Consider the following 14,573-nt stretch of genomic DNA (forward strand, 5'->3'; position numbering starts at 1 on the left):
AGTGAATAAGATGCATTATATAGCTAAGCAGCCAGATGAAGATTATGCAATTGGGACTTTAGAAGAAGGAGTTCTTTTTTATAATATGAACTGCTTTTCTGCTTCAAGATGGTTATTAAAACATACAGATGGAAATTGCAAAATGATTACGTTTGAAGAAGCCTTATCTATTGAAGCGGAGAAAAGAGGGTCAGGTGCAGTTGAATATATGTTAGGAGAATTAGGTTATGAAAAACATACAGCAGAGGAATAAATCAAGAGCAAGTTGGAATGAGTATTTCATGAAGCTGGCAGAAGATGTAGCAGAAAGAGCAACCTGCAATAGGTTAAAGGTTGGAGCTGTTATTGTAAAAGATAATCGAATCATTGGAACAGGATATAACGGTAGTGTACATAATCAAGAACATTGCACAGATGATGGATGTCTACTTAATGATCAAGGCAGATGCATATTATGTATTCATGCTGAAATGAATGCTATTTTAAATGCAGATCGTAGTCACTTAAAAGGAAGTACGTTGTATTGTACGCATATGCCATGCGAAAATTGTGCGAAGCATATTGCACAGGTGGGAATAGTTAAAGTTATTTATCAGCATGAGTATAAGAACAAATATAATCAATACTTTTTGAATATGCTGGAGGTAGAACAATATGTTAAAGCTCTTTAAAGTTTGGAAGTGTAAGAGAAAAGGAACACATGAATATTCATTTGTAGACAGCAAATGGGAAGGTCCTAAAAAATATAGGATAAAAGTTCACACAAGAGTATGTAGTGCATGCGGTTCAATTAAAAAGATTGTAGTGTGATTGAGTATGGAGCTAGTTAAAGTTTATTTAGACTTAAATGCTAAAGCAAAAAATAACTTATTTTTAAGTATGCATCTTTCTGCTGATTCGCATAGAAATCAAGGTATACGTACATGGCATAGACCCGCTCCGCCAACTTATGTTATGGGAAGTACGATGCCAGTTGGCTTTTCTCGTAGTAGGGAAGCAAATATTCAAGATCAATCAGTTGAACCTTCATTAAATACCATAAGTGACTTACTAGAGTCCTTAGGAGATGAAACAAATCGCACACCGAGCTCAACGATACCAGGTCTAGGAACTAGGTATGTAGACCAAAGAATAAATGAAACAAAAGAAGAATATAAAATAAGAAAAAAGAAAAACTCTTTATGGAATAATATGCAAATAGAAATAGGGATGGTTATAGTTTTCATTATACTTATGGCCCTAACCAAACTAGCCGTAACAATATATAGTGCGCTATGATAAAATAGTAAAAAAGGATACAGGGAATTCCAAGGAGGAATTTCCATAATGTTTAAAGCAGCAGACTATGTAGTAAGGCAAGTTGTATCTCCTGAAATAGGAAAAGACCTAATTGATTGGGGACTTAAAGCTATTGGAGTGGAATTAGCTTGGCAGAAAACTAAAGGGGAAGGTATTAAAGTTGCTATTCTTGATACAGGTATTGATGAAGATCATCCTGATTTAATAGATAATGTGAAAGAGTATATAGACTTTACTAATTCACCTAGCCAATATGAAGATATGCAAGGACATGGAACTCATGTAGCAGGTATTGTAGCCGCAATGGACAATGGTATAGGAATGGTTGGTGTCGCACCTAAAGCAGAATTATATTGTGCTAAAGTACTAGGCGACAATGGAAAAGGCGGATTTGAAGCAATGATTCGTGGTATCAAATGGGCCATAGATCGTAAAGTAGATATTATTTCTATGAGTCTAGGAACATCTAGCCGACCACCAGAAGTGTTATATCAAGTTATTAAACAAGCTACAGCACAAGGAATCGTATTTGTAGCAGCTACAGGAAATGAGAATAGTCAGGTTTGTTATCCGGCTGCATATGATGAAGTAATAGCTGTATCAGCTGTAGATGAAAACATGCAACATCCACAGTTTTCAAATCATGGCATAGAGAATGAAATTTGTGCTCCTGGTGTAAATATCCTATCTACATATAAAGAAGGGCATTACGCACGTTTATCTGGAACATCAATGGCAACACCAATTATATCTGGTGCAATCGCACTTATTCTTGCACGTTATAAACAACTACATAATGGTGCGAAACCTTCCGTTTCAGCAGTACATGAACTATTACAACATATGGTTAAAGACCTTGGTGCACAAGGGCGAGATGAGGTATATGGTGCTGGAATTATCAACTTAGCACTACTTCCATAAAAGACAGGTTTTATGCCTGTCTTTTTTATTTTTTTATGCTATAATGAAGCGTATGAAAGGCATTACAAATAAGGTGAAGAAAAATGAAGGAAACAAAAGAAAACTATAACTATCCTTTCCCTAGAGGGGCAAGAGCCACAGGGAAAACTAATATGCATTTTGCTATATTTTTAGCCAAAACTTTTAAAGTCCCGGTTACAGCTACAGCAATTGAAATTATGATAGGAGATGAAAACGATGAGTCCAATGATTAATATTATAGAAGACCTTGATAAAGGTATTGATATGAAAGAGTTAGCACAGAAACCAGTAATTAAGGAGAGTGAAGAAGATGAGCAATCCAACTCAGCCAAGAATCGGGATTAGAAAAAATTTTATGAGGGAAAGCCAAGCAGCCGAGCTAGAAAACAATGATAAAATTGTTATCTTAGATCAGAAGGCTGATAATGGCATAGAAACAATTGACTTAATTCTAGAGCCAGACAAACTAGAGCAATTATCTAGTAAGTGCAGATTAACATTTGAAGAGTATTGTGAAGTAATTAATACACTCATTGAAGAAGAAGAAAGTGAGTGGGATGACCTTCGCATGAAGGATCAAATTAACATTACTCGTGATGCATTGCTGCAGGCGACTATTCTGAAGTATGCCAAAAATGAATACAGCATTGATAAAGACCATTACAATGGCAGGGATTTCAATTACATAAAGCGTTATGATAAACAAGGTGGATTCCTTGGAGAAGCGATGGTTTTATCATTGACTGCAATCCAAATGATGAATATGAAGGTGAATTATTAATATGAGACAGTCACTAATTCTACCAATGATGATGTTCGGCACATTTACAAGAAAACGAGCCAAAAGAGATGAAAACGGAAAGACAATTAAACTTGCAAATGGCAAGAACCAAATGAAGAAAGTAAAAGTAGTACATAGTGAAGCGAATGGGGATTCAGGCGTTTATCCCAGTGTAAATGAAATCTATGTCAGAATGGCAAAAGGTAGACAAAGATACAGCGACCCTGCTTTTCAGTTATTTGATAAATGGCAAGCGTTCGTCCAAATGTGGATGCAAGAAACAGGGTGGCAAACAACTGATAAGCAGAAGGTAATTGTAGAGCTTACAGCTTACTTCCCTAATGATAAGAAAACACGTGATACACATAACGCCTTTAAGATGATGATGGATGCATTTACTGGTCTTATTTATAAAGATGATGAGTTTGCATTACCAAGAGTTATGGATTTTCACCGTGTAAAGGATGATGAAAAGCCTTACTTTAAAATAGATATTTACACAAAAGAAGAAGAAAATATTGTATTAATGGAGCGATTAGCTGATAAGGAGTAACAACGAATGAGTACAATTACATCAAAGGATACACAAGTCTTGTTATACCAGCAGACAGGTATATCTGAACCACTCGTAAAAGAATATGAAAATTTTCTAAACAAGTATTACACCCTACTAACAAAAGATGCAATTAATTTTAGGAATTATGATATCCGTTGTTTCTTATCTTGCTTTATCAACAATAAAGGTGTTGTAAAGAATCTAAAAAAAGGTAAGTTTCATTCGCAAGAATCCATTAAACAAGCTTATAAAGCATTAAATTATTTGAAGTGGATATTTCGCAATCATACCAAGGATGAACTAAAGTCCGAATTGCTAATTCCTTTTTTATTATGCGCTCGCCACTATAAGGAGCAAGGAAGTTCCTTTAAGAAATACATATATGTATCTTATAAATTTATGCTGAAAAGATATATTGATGGTATGAACCAAGATTTATTAGATCATAGTGATATGCTCTATAAAAGTAATCATACAAATGAAGATGATGCAGAAACACTAGAGGAAGCATTAGATAAGCTAGAGAGTAAAAACCTTAGTATATTAGAGATAGAAATGCCTACAGGCTTAGAACTTAGTCATCCAAAGTGGATTCATGGAGATTCATCTCAATTCCCTTTCAGTGAACTAAAGAGTCATGAGCGTTACATCCTTGCAAAATACTACTATGAAGGATATACAGACAAAGAAATAGCAAGAATGCTTCCATATCATTCAAAATCTATCCATCGCATTAGAAAAAGAATTGAATTACAATTACAAAACATGTTAAACAAAGGGGAATTGAAATGTCTAAGAATGCCAAACAGAATCCATTAGAAGTATTAGAAACGCCTCTAGTAGCTCTTGTATGCTCAAATAAAGAAAAACACTATGGAATCTACACAGAGGGCGTTAAATTAGGGGATGTGGACTTCCAAGATGAGCTTATACGAATAGGTAATCTTTTTATACCACATAAATGGTTTGATTCAATCGCAGCATGCAATGAGGAGAATCTGAAAGAAATCAAAGAAAAGCTTGAAATTTCTTAATATTCCTTCTGTTTCCTGTTGTTTGCTTGCTATTCTTATTGTATAATTAATAATGAAATGCATTACATACAAAGGGATTGAGTGTAATTGACAGTATTAGGACCTTTAATTAATCAACATTACAGAGAACAACATAAAAATGGCACAAGACCAATGAGAAAGCTACATCCTTCAACAATTGGAATGTGTCAGAGAAAAATAGTCTTTGATATGTTGATGCTTCCAAAAAGCATGCCAGATGACCAGCTAATGAGGATTTTTGAGAATGGTCATTCTCTTCATGAAAGATATGAAAATCTATTTCAAGATATGGGGATTCTGGTGCAAAATGAAATGAAAATTGAAACAGATGATATTAGTGGCCATACAGATGCATGGATTCGAATCCATAGCTTTGAAAACCCACAGGGTCAAGATTATCTAGTAGAACTAAAAAGTGCATTTAGTAAAAGCTTTGAGTGGATGGCGAAAAATAATTTGCCTAAAAAAGAGCATAAAGATCAACTTACATTCTATTTGCACTTGGTAAGGAAACAAGGTCTATTAATTGATAAAGGTATTATTTTTGTAGAAAATAAAGATACTCAAGAAATATGGGAATACCAGCTTTCATATGACGAAAGATTAGGTGCTCAGTTAGAAGAAAAGGCAAAGTGGTGCATTTCTTTAGCAAAAGAAAGAAAAGCTCCTCCAATTCCTCCAAAACACACACCAAGTTATTATAAGTGCTCACAATGTGATTTTAATTTTTATTGCCATGCAGACAGTAAAAAAAGAGATGGCAAACAAAGATATCCGATCCCGTTTAACTTTGGCAGTAAAGCATACTATGATTCTTTTAGAGTTATACATGCAATTCAAAACAACCAAGCAATTCCTAATGTAATTGAGGGAGATACAAATGGTGAACTCGCTACAGAAACAGAGCGTAACAATTATTTACCTCCAACTGAAGAACCGCAGGAATTGATAGATAAGTATATTAAAAACATTTCAGTTTAGTCAAAGGATGGGAAATTATTTATGAACAACAATATTCATTTCGTAGATATCGGATTTTCAAATTATGTAGATGCAGGTAAAATTTTAACGGTAAATCGACCAGATTCTTCACCAATTAAACGTGCATTACAACAAGCAAAAGAATCTGGTCGTTTTCTTGATTTAACACAAGGCAAGAAAACAAGAAGTATTATCACACAATCGTCTGATACAGGTTTGATTTTCACAGCTTCTGCTGTTTTAACCTCAACAATTATGAATCGTATTCGTGAATCAGAAGCAAAGCAATTAAAACGAAATGCTGAAAAAGCATCAGATAAAGCTATTTTAATAGCTAATGAAGAAGTAAGTGAAACAATAAATGAGTAATTAAGTGCGAAGGAGAAAGAGAATGTGCAGAGGATGTCATTTACATGTTCACAGTGAAGAAAGCATATTAGATGGACTAGCTAAGGTAAAACAATTAGTAGCCAAAGCTAAATCGATTGGAACAACCGCCCTTGGTATTACTGATCATGGTGTATGTGGTGCGATACCGGATTTCATTGCAGAATGTTTGGCGAATGGAATTAAGCCAATTCCAGGATGCGAAGTATACACTACAAAAAATCGTTTAATAAGAAAAGAAGAGATGGCAGCAAAACGTATTGAACTATGTAAGAAATACATGCTGACTGATAAAAAAGGAAAGCCAAAGTTGAAGGTTCTCCGTGATTTTATTCGTAAAGTAGATAAAGATAAAAATGCTTTTGATGAAGATGTTCATACAATCTTAAAAGACTATCTAATGTCTATGGGACAAGAACCTGAACAAACATTAGATTTGTTTTCAGTATATGCAGTTGACCTTGAAGAAGAGTCAGCTCCTGAGTTACCAGAAACACCTGAAGAGAAGATTGAAGCATTTAGAAAAGATATTATCGACTACATAGATCACGGGAACTTTCATATGGTTCTTCTAGCAATCAATAACAAAGGACTGGAAGACTTATATGAAATTGTATCGGATGCTCATATCAATGGTTTCTATTCTGATCCTCGGACTGATTTGGCTTATATCCGTGATAGGGGTCTTGGTAATAACATTATTGCTACTTCTGCTTGTCTTGGTAGTTATTTTAGCCAATTGGTGTTGGCGGGACGCATTGAAGAAGCAAAAGAACACATTCAAGAATGTAAAGACACGTTTCATGAATTTTATTTGGAAAAGCAAGCTACTGAAATTCCTAAACAACTTTACGTTAATGCTATAATAGATCAACTTGCTGCAGAAACAAATACACCTAAGATATTAACAACAGATGTGCATTACGCAAATAAAGAAGATAATGAAATACATGATGTTTTGGTAACTTCCTCTATCGGAAAATGCATTGATGATGAGAGTAGACTTATATACGCTCATGAATTCTGGATGAAAACAGAAGAAGAGATGTTAGCAAAATGTAATGATATTGAAGCATGGGAAAATACCATGAGAATTGCCGACAAGGTAAATGTTACTTTGCCTAAAGAACCATTATTCCCTAAATTTATTGTAGATGGCTCAGAGACAGTTGAAGAGTTATTAAGAAAAAAAGCTTGGGATGGCTTGTTTGAAATGGCTTTAACAGATGGTATTGATGTAAATGAATACTCCAAGAGACTGCAATATGAATTAGATGTTATCTGTTCTGAAGGATTTCAAGATTACTTCTTAATAGAAGAAGATATGATTGATGCCACTGTAAAGGCAGGTTTTCTAGTAGGGCCAGGGCGTGGTTCTGGAGCAGGTTCACTTGTATGTCGATGCTTAAAAATCACTTGGTTAGATCCTATTAAATATGACCTATTATTTGAGCGCTTTTTAAATCCTGAACGTGCTGGATATCCTGACCTTGATGTAGATTACAGTTATGAAGGAACTCGATTTGTATTAAATCATATGAAACAAAAATATGGAACTGATAAGGTTGCACAAATCGGGACAAAAGGTACATTAGCCGCTAGAGCTGTATGTCGTCGTACAGGGAAAACACTTGGATTCGATGCAGCAACTAAAGATGCTTTTGCAAAAGCGATTCCATCACGACCAGGTATTACATTAAAAGAAGCGTATGCTGAGGAGTCAATGGTACAGCAATATGCACAAATGTATCCTAAGTGGTGGGAAGCAATGCTTGCTTTAGAAGGTCATGTTTCACAGGTAGGTGTTCATGCTGGAGGAATTGTTCTTTCTCCTGAACCACTTACAAAAGTTACACCACTTCGAACTGATAGTGAAGGAATTGAAACCACTCAATATGATATGGTTTGGATTGAGAAACTCCTTGTGAAATTTGATGTACTTAAAGTAGAAACACTTGATGTAGTAAAGAAAACTTTAGAGTTTGCAGGATTATGGGGAAAAATGAATATCTACCGAGATATTAATATCAATGATCCTCTTGTATTCGAGCGAGTATATAATGCTTTAAATTTATCAGGAATCTTCCAATGTGAGTCTGATTTGTTCAAAAAGATTATTTCTGAAATGAAGCCCAACTCATTTGAAGATATTTCGGTAATTGTTGCACTTGGACGTCCTGGACCATTAGACCTAATTCCTACATACGTTGCTCGTAAGTGGGGTAGGGAAGAAGTGAAATATCCATTCAGTGCTTTAGAGCCAGTTTTGAAGGAAACTTATGGTGTTTGGGTTTATCAAGAACAGATAATGCAAGCTTCAAGGATACTAGGTGGATTGACTTTAGGACAAAGTGATATGATTCGAAAAGGCGTATCAAAGAAAAAACATGACTTAATGAATAGATGGATAGATTTAATGATTTATGGAAGTGAAGAATACAAGAAGAGACATGCAGAGCTTGTTTTACAGTATCCAAAAGATGCTGAAGGTAATTCTACAGTTCCATTAAATGATGAAGGAAAACCTACCCTTTGGGTTGATTATGATTATGCGAAACAACCAGATGTAGAAGGAGCAATTAATCGTGGGTTTGATGAACAAACTCTACTTCAGATAAAAATTGATTGGATAAAGTTTGGTAACTATTGCTTTAATAAAGCACATTCAGCTGCATATGCAATGTTATCTGTCGTTACAGCATGGTTAAAATGCTACTATCCTGTTGAATTTATGGCAGCACTGTTAACCTTCTCAGAAGGAAAGAAAGATAAGAATAATAAACCTAAAAACATTCATTATATGAAAGAGTGTGAAGAGATGGGTATTACAATTCTACCTCCAGATATTAATGAATCAATGGCAGGATGGACACCTATCAAAACAAAAGTAAAAGATATATTCTTGGCTAATTCATTTGCTGACTTTACAACAGAAACCATTAATGAATCAAAAGAAATACGTTATGGGTTATCTAGTATAGCAGGTGTAAGTGGTGAAACTGTAGATGAAATTATTCATAACCGTCCTTATAAATCTGTTGAAGATATGCTACTAAGAGTTGATGGGTCAAAGGTAAATAAGACTAAGGTTACTGCACTGATAAAGTCTGGTTCTTTTGATAACCTAAGTAAAAATCGAAATCTCTTACTAAGAAACTACATGCAATCCCGCAATGAAGCGTATGAACATATTCCTAAAACAACTAATAAAGGTGACATTGTTGATTTTGAAAAAGAATGTTTTGGTGTGAGCATTACAATTAAATCTAAATGGGAAAAGTTAGAGGAAGGTAAGAGTGCTCAATTTACCGGAGTTATTCGTTCAGCAGAAAGTTGGAAAGCTCGTACTGGAAAAACACACTATACACTTTCATTAGAAACTCAAGAAGAAGTAATCATGGTTACAGTATGGGGCTATCTGATGGAGAAGCATCAACAAGCACTAAGATTAGGTAATAAAGTAACAATCAAAGGGGAGAAAAGCCGAGATAAACTTACAGCTAATTCTTTCAAATTACTTGTTGATATGTATGAAGTTGAAATGCCAGCATAAGAAGGGGATTATATGAAGTCGTATATAAAACATCTATTTCATGTTACTGTTCGATCACTGAAGCGAAAGACTTTCATAAAAGATTTTAAGCACTGGTGGAAGTATAAGTACGAAGATCGCCCTTACTAAAATCATGAGGTGTATAGATATGGAAGGAAAAGAATTAGTAACATCCTACTTAAAAAACAATTGCACATATAAGCTATGGATTCGTGACAAAAAAGGAAAAACATTCGAACTAACACAGCAGGGTGTCTCATTAAAACCGCATCCTGCTTACATGGGGTGCTATGCGCTTAGTATTAAAATAGATAAAACGTATTTTCAGAATGCGCTTCACCTTGCTGATATAAAAGATATTGCAAAGGCGGTACCGACTATTGTAGAAGAAAACGGTCTAAAAGAGATAAAAGGACTAAAAATAACCAATATTTCCATTTCTGAACACGAAAATTTCACGTACCTGATTGGAATAGGATCCAAAATAATTTAAAGAAGGAGATAGGGGAAGTTGAATCTTGTTGAAAAGTACATTGATTTGCACACTTTTGATATAGATAAACAAATAGAAAGCTGCCTTATCTCTTCTAAGGTTGCAGCGGTATTCACAATTGATGGTTTAAAATACGTAGTTGCCTGCAGTTCTGCCCAAGTCGAGAGGAAATTTGAACCTCGTCCAGATTTTCAGTCATACGACTACAGACTGCCACCAGTAAGAGGGTTATCAACTAGTGTTATTACATTAACATTGTTAATTGAACCTTATTTACATAATATGATTATTGATAACAGTGATGGTGTTTTTGTACAACTATACCATCAAAATCAAGACAATAGGTGGCACGCTAACTTTATTGCTAGTTGTGTAAAAAGTACACAACTATTCTCACATTCTAGCTGTGATAATTATTTTAATGACCTGTTATCCGTCCAAATGATATTTAATACGGATTCTATTCCACTAGAATAAAAAAATATATGATATAATAAATGTAATGCATTACATTATAAATAGGAGGGAATTATGGAGTTAACACAACCATACTTAGATTACCAAGCAAAAGTAAATCGAGAACTAGAATTAAAGGGAAATCTTCTCGTAAAGCTAATAGAAACAACAGATGAAAGCTTTGTCCCACAACGTAAATATCCAAGTGACGCTGGATTTGATTGTCGTGCTCGAATCAAAGAATCTATTGTTATTGAACCTGGTAAAAGGGCTTGTATTCCATTAGGTTTCGGCATTAATATTCCAATGCATCATACTGGAGATTTACGTCCTCGTAGTGGTCTTACTAAGAAAAATGGAGTAATGGCTGCTTATGGAACTATTGATACAGGTTATACAGGAGAGGTGCAAGCCAACATATTTAATCTTGGTGATGAACCCTTTTATATTGAACCAGGAGATCGTATTGCACAATTAGTTGTATCACCGCTTGCTAAGCCTAATAAAGGATTCCTTTCTACAATTATTGATGCATTTAGAACTCTATTCAAAGGAAAAGCAAACCATGTAGCTACTATGAAACTGGTAGATGAACTAGTAGAACTAGAAAGAAAAAATAGCGGTTTCGGTAGCACAGGTGTAGCTTAATAAAATTAAGGAAGATGGTGTAAGAATTATGGGTTTTAAAATGAAATATGAAATCGAAAAACAATACTTAACATCTGGCTCAAAACGTCGCTCTGGAGCTAAGATGCCTGGTGTTAAATTCATGGTTGCACATGATACAGGAAATCCTACATCTACAGCGCAAAACAATGTAGATTATTATCAAAGAAGCCGCAATGAGATGTCAGCATCTGCACATATCTTTGTAGATGATAAGCGCATCATTGAATGTATTCCATTCTTAACAGGAACACCTGAAAAGGCATGGCATGTACTTTATAATGTGACAACAGATAATCGAATGTTTGGTGGCGATGCTAACGATTATGCTGGCGGAGTTGAATTATGCTTCGGTGGAAAGATTGATGGAGAAGAAGCGTATAAGCGTTATATTTGGGTACTTGCTTATTCTTGTTATAAGTTTGGTCTTAATCCAGCTAATTCTATTACGGGACATGAAATTTTAGACCCTGCACGAAAAGTTGATCCTAGCCAAGGTCTTCGTACAATGGGTAGAAGTTACTCTCAACTTTTAAAAGACATTGTGCGTGAATACAATAGCTGCATTAACGGTGGGGAAGATGTAGTAATTTCTGAGCCTCAACCACCAGCAGGCGGTAGCGGTGAACCTATCGGTAAAGTAGTAATCACAGCAACAGCAGTAAGACTCCGTGACCGCCCAGGTATGGATGGACATACATTAAGATTGTTAGATAACGGAACAGAATGGGCTGTATTCTATAAGCAAGGCGATTGGTATTGTCTTGGTGGTGAACGTCAATTCTGTACTGCTAATCCTGAATTTGTTAAATTCATTCCTTATGGGAATAACTCAGGAACATCAACTTCTGGTTCAAGTAATGGACTTCCAGATGGAATCTTGAAAAAAGGAGCAAGCGGTGAAGCTGTTCGAGCAGTACAAAACGCATTAGCAAGTGTATATTTCTATCCTGATAAAGGTGCACCTAATCATGGTTGCGATGGGTTCTATGGAGATAAAACAGTAAATGCTGTATATCGTTTCCAATCTGTTTACTGTAGTAATGCTGATGGCATCTATGGTCCAGAAACAAAACGTAAACTCATTGAGCAAATGAATAAATAATAACAATAAATGCGTGGGGATTTTCTAGGAAGTTTTCACGCATTTATTAATAAAAGGAGTGTACAAGTAAATGAAGAGAAAATATGGTTCCACTAAGGTTCCTTATGAGTTTCTAAAAGGTAACTTAGGTATACCAGCAGATTGCAATATCGATTCAGTGCAAAACATTCAAAACAGAAGATTAATTGAAATTTTTTATTCTAATGATGAAAGTGAAAACCTTACTCATAGATTAACTTGGCCACATGAAGATGGCACATTAGTTGTTACCAACCACCTCGAACTCAATCCTATTATTGAGCACATGAGACAATGCGTAAAAGACTTTGATGAAATGCAAAAGAAAAGAGAGCATAATCATGAAGATCCAACTTCAGATTAATTGGTTTGCTGTACTTCATAAAATTAGAATTCTAATGCTAGTTGGCATCTTTTATGCACTCTATCATTATACAAGTCCAGTCTTCGCATTTATGTTTGCTTTTTATTTTATATATAGTGACCTTACAGATATTGAATCTTATATAAGTGAGACAAATGAAAGAGGAGATGCATCATGGAAAAATACTTGGCACAAACGCAAGCCCTTTTAGGAATGATACAAGCTACCATTTCTGAAGAAGAATTAAAACGATCAGTTGCAGCAGGGGAAGAAATGTGGGAAGAAATCAGGAAAATTACAGACAAATATGGGTTAAATGTTCAAGAAATGTTAAACGCAACACTAAGCTGCCACTCAACAATTCTTGATGCTGTTAATGAACAGATTAGCGAAACAAAAAAGGAAATGGGGATATAGGAATGTATAGCAACAAGCATTCAGATTTGATAACCCGATCAAATAAGATTTTTTGCTTAATAGGTCCATCTGGAACGGGTAAAACAGCGATAGCTGATAGCATCAATTTACCAAAAGTTATCTCCTATAGAACAAGGCAACCAAGAGAGGGGGAAGTTGATGGAGTAGATGGTCATTTTATCAATAAAGATACTTTCTTAAAAATGGATCAAGAAAATCTATGGATTGCCAAAACACTATACAGTGGACATTACTATGGAATAACACAAGGAGAATTAATGCCCCTTGAAGAGAAGCCAATGATATATGTAATAGATTGGGATGGGATTCTTAAATTAAGAAAATCCCTAGACCGAATACAAGGCTATGACTCATCTCAAATTGTTACTATTTTTATTAACACATCTAGAGATGACTTAGAATATAGAATGATCAAACAAGGCAGAGATAAAACAGAAATTAAAGCTAGGTTAGACCGCATTGACCGAGACAAGAACGTAAGCAAAAATTGTGATTATATTATACAAAATCAGCAAGGACACTTAAACGCAACAATTACTGAGATATTAAAGATTATCATCGAGGAAAGTTTCCATGCCACTAAATAATAGTGAATACGAAATTAAAATAAATGAAAACACTCTAAAATTTACAATCTTCAAAGATGGACAGAAACTACCATTTGAAGATTTTCAAAATATATCCTGGTCACTACAAGGTGCCTTAGCAAGTATTAAAAGAACAGAAGCTGAAATTAAAAGAAGGGAGAAAGAAAATGAGATCACTAAATCATCGCACTAAATCTGCTATAAATTTTTCAATTGCACTGATCTTATCAATTATTTTTGCATTTGTAAGTAAGCCATTTAATTTCTGGTATACTATCTATTTCTTAATCATTGCCGCAGTTAGTTTAATAGGACTTATTACTAGTATATATATGCAAGTAAAATCAGACCTCACATCTCATACTAATATAGTAGACGATGGACGAGAAGAGAAATAAAGAGCCTACACAATATAGGCTCTTTTTTATGAATCCATAAAGTAATCCCCTGCCAAAAACGACAGGGGATTACGTGCGATTACATCTATTAATTTAATTAAGATAATTATAACAAATGAAACAATAGGATACAAGTATTGTTTTTTAGCAAAGCTTGTAAAATTATGTCTTCACAGTTTGTAGTAATTTGTGCTAAAATGGAAATGCGATTACACTGTAGCAGAGGGACTGCTATGTCCAATGGGACAAGTCTATCCTCATGCTAACGTTTGTTTAGTCGCACCTAAAAATAGAGTGCGTTTTTTTGTGCACCAAAAAAGATCTTTGAAAAAATAATACATGTTGACATAAAAAAAGAACCTTTTCGTTGGGAGCGAAAGGGTTCTGGTAGAGAGTTGCCGTAACTCACCAAATAAAGGTGAGTGCTATCACATATGTAATGATAGTATAACGGAAATTCTCTGTCATTGTCAACGCAATGGGAGGAGAAAAAA

General features: G+C 34.8%; 21 protein-coding genes. All 21 read left to right on the forward strand.

Going from position 1 to position 14,573, the window contains the following annotated elements; all coding sequences use genetic code 11:
* Positions 1–10: 10 nt before the first annotated feature.
* The 21 genes from NST86_RS34180 to NST86_RS34280 all read left to right on the forward strand — a co-directional run bounded on the left by NST86_RS34180 (position 11) and on the right by NST86_RS34280 (position 13,874).
* Positions 11–253, forward strand: coding sequence for a hypothetical protein (locus tag NST86_RS34180; RefSeq protein WP_016084774.1), 243 nt, complete (start codon positions 11–13; stop codon positions 251–253).
* On the forward strand, positions 228–671 hold the full coding sequence (locus NST86_RS34185) for a deoxycytidylate deaminase (protein ID WP_098687493.1): 444 nt from the start codon (positions 228–230) through the stop codon (positions 669–671). The genes NST86_RS34180 and NST86_RS34185 overlap by 26 nt, the downstream gene beginning before the upstream one ends.
* Before the next feature lie 145 nt (positions 672–816).
* A complete protein-coding gene (locus tag NST86_RS34190; RefSeq protein ID WP_098687492.1) occupies positions 817–1,278 on the forward strand; it encodes a hypothetical protein in 462 nt (153 codons plus the stop codon).
* A 48-nt stretch (positions 1,279–1,326) separates the two neighbouring features.
* Positions 1,327–2,220 carry a S8 family peptidase gene (locus NST86_RS34195; RefSeq protein ID WP_098685554.1) on the forward strand — a complete coding sequence of 298 codons (894 nt, stop codon included), beginning with the start codon at positions 1,327–1,329 and terminating at the stop codon, positions 2,218–2,220.
* Between the two features lie 83 nt (positions 2,221–2,303).
* Complete coding sequence (locus NST86_RS34200; protein ID WP_153594687.1) at positions 2,304–2,474, forward strand: hypothetical protein; 171 nt, start codon at positions 2,304–2,306, stop codon at positions 2,472–2,474.
* Positions 2,458–2,586, forward strand: a complete 129-nt coding sequence (locus NST86_RS34205) for a hypothetical protein (protein WP_016084768.1) — start codon at positions 2,458–2,460, stop codon at positions 2,584–2,586. The genes NST86_RS34200 and NST86_RS34205 overlap by 17 nt, the downstream gene beginning before the upstream one ends.
* The gene (locus NST86_RS34210; protein WP_098205281.1) at positions 2,552–3,022 is read left to right on the forward strand and encodes a hypothetical protein; all 471 of its coding nucleotides are present in this window, start codon (positions 2,552–2,554) and stop codon (positions 3,020–3,022) included. The genes NST86_RS34205 and NST86_RS34210 overlap by 35 nt, the downstream gene beginning before the upstream one ends.
* 1 nt (position 3,023) lies before the next feature.
* The gene (locus NST86_RS34215) at positions 3,024–3,575 is read left to right on the forward strand and encodes a RusA family crossover junction endodeoxyribonuclease (RefSeq protein WP_098205282.1); all 552 of its coding nucleotides are present in this window, start codon (positions 3,024–3,026) and stop codon (positions 3,573–3,575) included.
* 6 nt (positions 3,576–3,581) lie between these two features.
* Positions 3,582–4,397 (forward strand): sigma-70 family RNA polymerase sigma factor, encoded by an 816-nt coding sequence (locus NST86_RS34220; RefSeq protein ID WP_098205283.1) that lies wholly within the window; start codon positions 3,582–3,584, stop codon positions 4,395–4,397.
* Positions 4,367–4,612, forward strand: a complete 246-nt coding sequence (locus NST86_RS34225; protein WP_098687491.1) for a hypothetical protein — start codon at positions 4,367–4,369, stop codon at positions 4,610–4,612. The genes NST86_RS34220 and NST86_RS34225 overlap by 31 nt, the downstream gene beginning before the upstream one ends.
* Positions 4,613–4,699: 87 nt before the next feature.
* On the forward strand, positions 4,700–5,614 hold the full coding sequence (locus tag NST86_RS34230; protein ID WP_340935695.1) for a CRISPR-associated protein Cas4: 915 nt from the start codon (positions 4,700–4,702) through the stop codon (positions 5,612–5,614).
* 21 nt (positions 5,615–5,635) lie between these two features.
* The gene (locus tag NST86_RS34235) at positions 5,636–5,983 is read left to right on the forward strand and encodes a DUF370 domain-containing protein (protein WP_098205286.1); all 348 of its coding nucleotides are present in this window, start codon (positions 5,636–5,638) and stop codon (positions 5,981–5,983) included.
* 22 nt (positions 5,984–6,005) lie between these two features.
* Positions 6,006–9,554, forward strand: coding sequence for a DNA polymerase III subunit alpha (gene dnaE / locus NST86_RS34240; RefSeq protein ID WP_340935696.1), 3,549 nt, complete (start codon positions 6,006–6,008; stop codon positions 9,552–9,554).
* Between the two features lie 148 nt (positions 9,555–9,702).
* Positions 9,703–10,047: a hypothetical protein gene (locus tag NST86_RS34245; RefSeq protein ID WP_340935697.1), complete on the forward strand. Its 345-nt coding sequence runs from the start codon at positions 9,703–9,705 to the stop codon at positions 10,045–10,047.
* Positions 10,048–10,065: 18 nt separating this feature from the next.
* A complete protein-coding gene (locus NST86_RS34250; protein ID WP_098205289.1) occupies positions 10,066–10,524 on the forward strand; it encodes a hypothetical protein in 459 nt (152 codons plus the stop codon).
* A 54-nt stretch (positions 10,525–10,578) separates the two neighbouring features.
* Positions 10,579–11,151, forward strand: a complete 573-nt coding sequence (gene dut / locus NST86_RS34255; RefSeq protein ID WP_340935700.1) for a dUTP diphosphatase — start codon at positions 10,579–10,581, stop codon at positions 11,149–11,151.
* Positions 11,152–11,179: 28 nt separating this feature from the next.
* The gene (locus NST86_RS34260; RefSeq protein ID WP_098205291.1) at positions 11,180–12,274 is read left to right on the forward strand and encodes a peptidoglycan recognition protein family protein; all 1,095 of its coding nucleotides are present in this window, start codon (positions 11,180–11,182) and stop codon (positions 12,272–12,274) included.
* Between the two features lie 70 nt (positions 12,275–12,344).
* Positions 12,345–12,656, forward strand: coding sequence for a hypothetical protein (locus NST86_RS34265; RefSeq protein ID WP_098205292.1), 312 nt, complete (start codon positions 12,345–12,347; stop codon positions 12,654–12,656).
* A gap of 174 nt (positions 12,657–12,830) precedes the next feature.
* Entirely contained in the window at positions 12,831–13,073 is a 243-nt protein-coding gene (locus NST86_RS34270) for a hypothetical protein (RefSeq protein ID WP_072190715.1), read from the forward strand.
* 2 nt (positions 13,074–13,075) lie between these two features.
* A complete protein-coding gene (locus tag NST86_RS34275) occupies positions 13,076–13,681 on the forward strand; it encodes a guanylate kinase (protein ID WP_340935702.1) in 606 nt (201 codons plus the stop codon).
* Complete coding sequence (locus tag NST86_RS34280) at positions 13,668–13,874, forward strand: hypothetical protein (protein WP_340935703.1); 207 nt, start codon at positions 13,668–13,670, stop codon at positions 13,872–13,874. The genes NST86_RS34275 and NST86_RS34280 overlap by 14 nt, the downstream gene beginning before the upstream one ends.
* Positions 13,875–14,573: the final 699 nt, after the last annotated feature.

The organism is Bacillus sp. FSL L8-0199, from assembly GCF_038005705.1.
Classification (GTDB): Bacteria; Bacillota; Bacilli; order Bacillales; family Bacillaceae_G; genus Bacillus_A; species Bacillus_A cereus.

Bases quoted from the DNA above. Each gene is read 5' to 3' on its own strand.
- NST86_RS34180 (WP_016084774.1), top strand. From the start codon at position 11: ATGCATTATATAGCTAAGCAGCCAGATGAAGATTATGCAATTGGGACT.
- NST86_RS34185 (WP_098687493.1), top strand. From the start codon at position 228: ATGAAAAACATACAGCAGAGGAATAAATCAAGAGCAAGTTGGAATGAG.
- NST86_RS34190 (WP_098687492.1), top strand. From the start codon at position 817: ATGGAGCTAGTTAAAGTTTATTTAGACTTAAATGCTAAAGCAAAAAAT.
- NST86_RS34195 (WP_098685554.1), top strand. From the start codon at position 1,327: ATGTTTAAAGCAGCAGACTATGTAGTAAGGCAAGTTGTATCTCCTGAA.
- NST86_RS34200 (WP_153594687.1), top strand. From the start codon at position 2,304: ATGAAGGAAACAAAAGAAAACTATAACTATCCTTTCCCTAGAGGGGCA.
- NST86_RS34205 (WP_016084768.1), top strand. From the start codon at position 2,458: ATGAGTCCAATGATTAATATTATAGAAGACCTTGATAAAGGTATTGAT.
- NST86_RS34210 (WP_098205281.1), top strand. From the start codon at position 2,552: ATGAGCAATCCAACTCAGCCAAGAATCGGGATTAGAAAAAATTTTATG.
- NST86_RS34215 (WP_098205282.1), top strand. From the start codon at position 3,024: ATGAGACAGTCACTAATTCTACCAATGATGATGTTCGGCACATTTACA.
- NST86_RS34220 (WP_098205283.1), top strand. From the start codon at position 3,582: ATGAGTACAATTACATCAAAGGATACACAAGTCTTGTTATACCAGCAG.
- NST86_RS34225 (WP_098687491.1), top strand. From the start codon at position 4,367: ATGTCTAAGAATGCCAAACAGAATCCATTAGAAGTATTAGAAACGCCT.
- NST86_RS34235 (WP_098205286.1), top strand. From the start codon at position 5,636: ATGAACAACAATATTCATTTCGTAGATATCGGATTTTCAAATTATGTA.
- dnaE (WP_340935696.1), top strand. From the start codon at position 6,006: ATGTGCAGAGGATGTCATTTACATGTTCACAGTGAAGAAAGCATATTA.
- NST86_RS34245 (WP_340935697.1), top strand. From the start codon at position 9,703: ATGGAAGGAAAAGAATTAGTAACATCCTACTTAAAAAACAATTGCACA.
- dut (WP_340935700.1), top strand. From the start codon at position 10,579: ATGGAGTTAACACAACCATACTTAGATTACCAAGCAAAAGTAAATCGA.
- NST86_RS34260 (WP_098205291.1), top strand. From the start codon at position 11,180: ATGGGTTTTAAAATGAAATATGAAATCGAAAAACAATACTTAACATCT.
- NST86_RS34265 (WP_098205292.1), top strand. From the start codon at position 12,345: ATGAAGAGAAAATATGGTTCCACTAAGGTTCCTTATGAGTTTCTAAAA.
- NST86_RS34270 (WP_072190715.1), top strand. From the start codon at position 12,831: ATGGAAAAATACTTGGCACAAACGCAAGCCCTTTTAGGAATGATACAA.
- NST86_RS34275 (WP_340935702.1), top strand. From the start codon at position 13,076: ATGTATAGCAACAAGCATTCAGATTTGATAACCCGATCAAATAAGATT.
- NST86_RS34280 (WP_340935703.1), top strand. From the start codon at position 13,668: ATGCCACTAAATAATAGTGAATACGAAATTAAAATAAATGAAAACACT.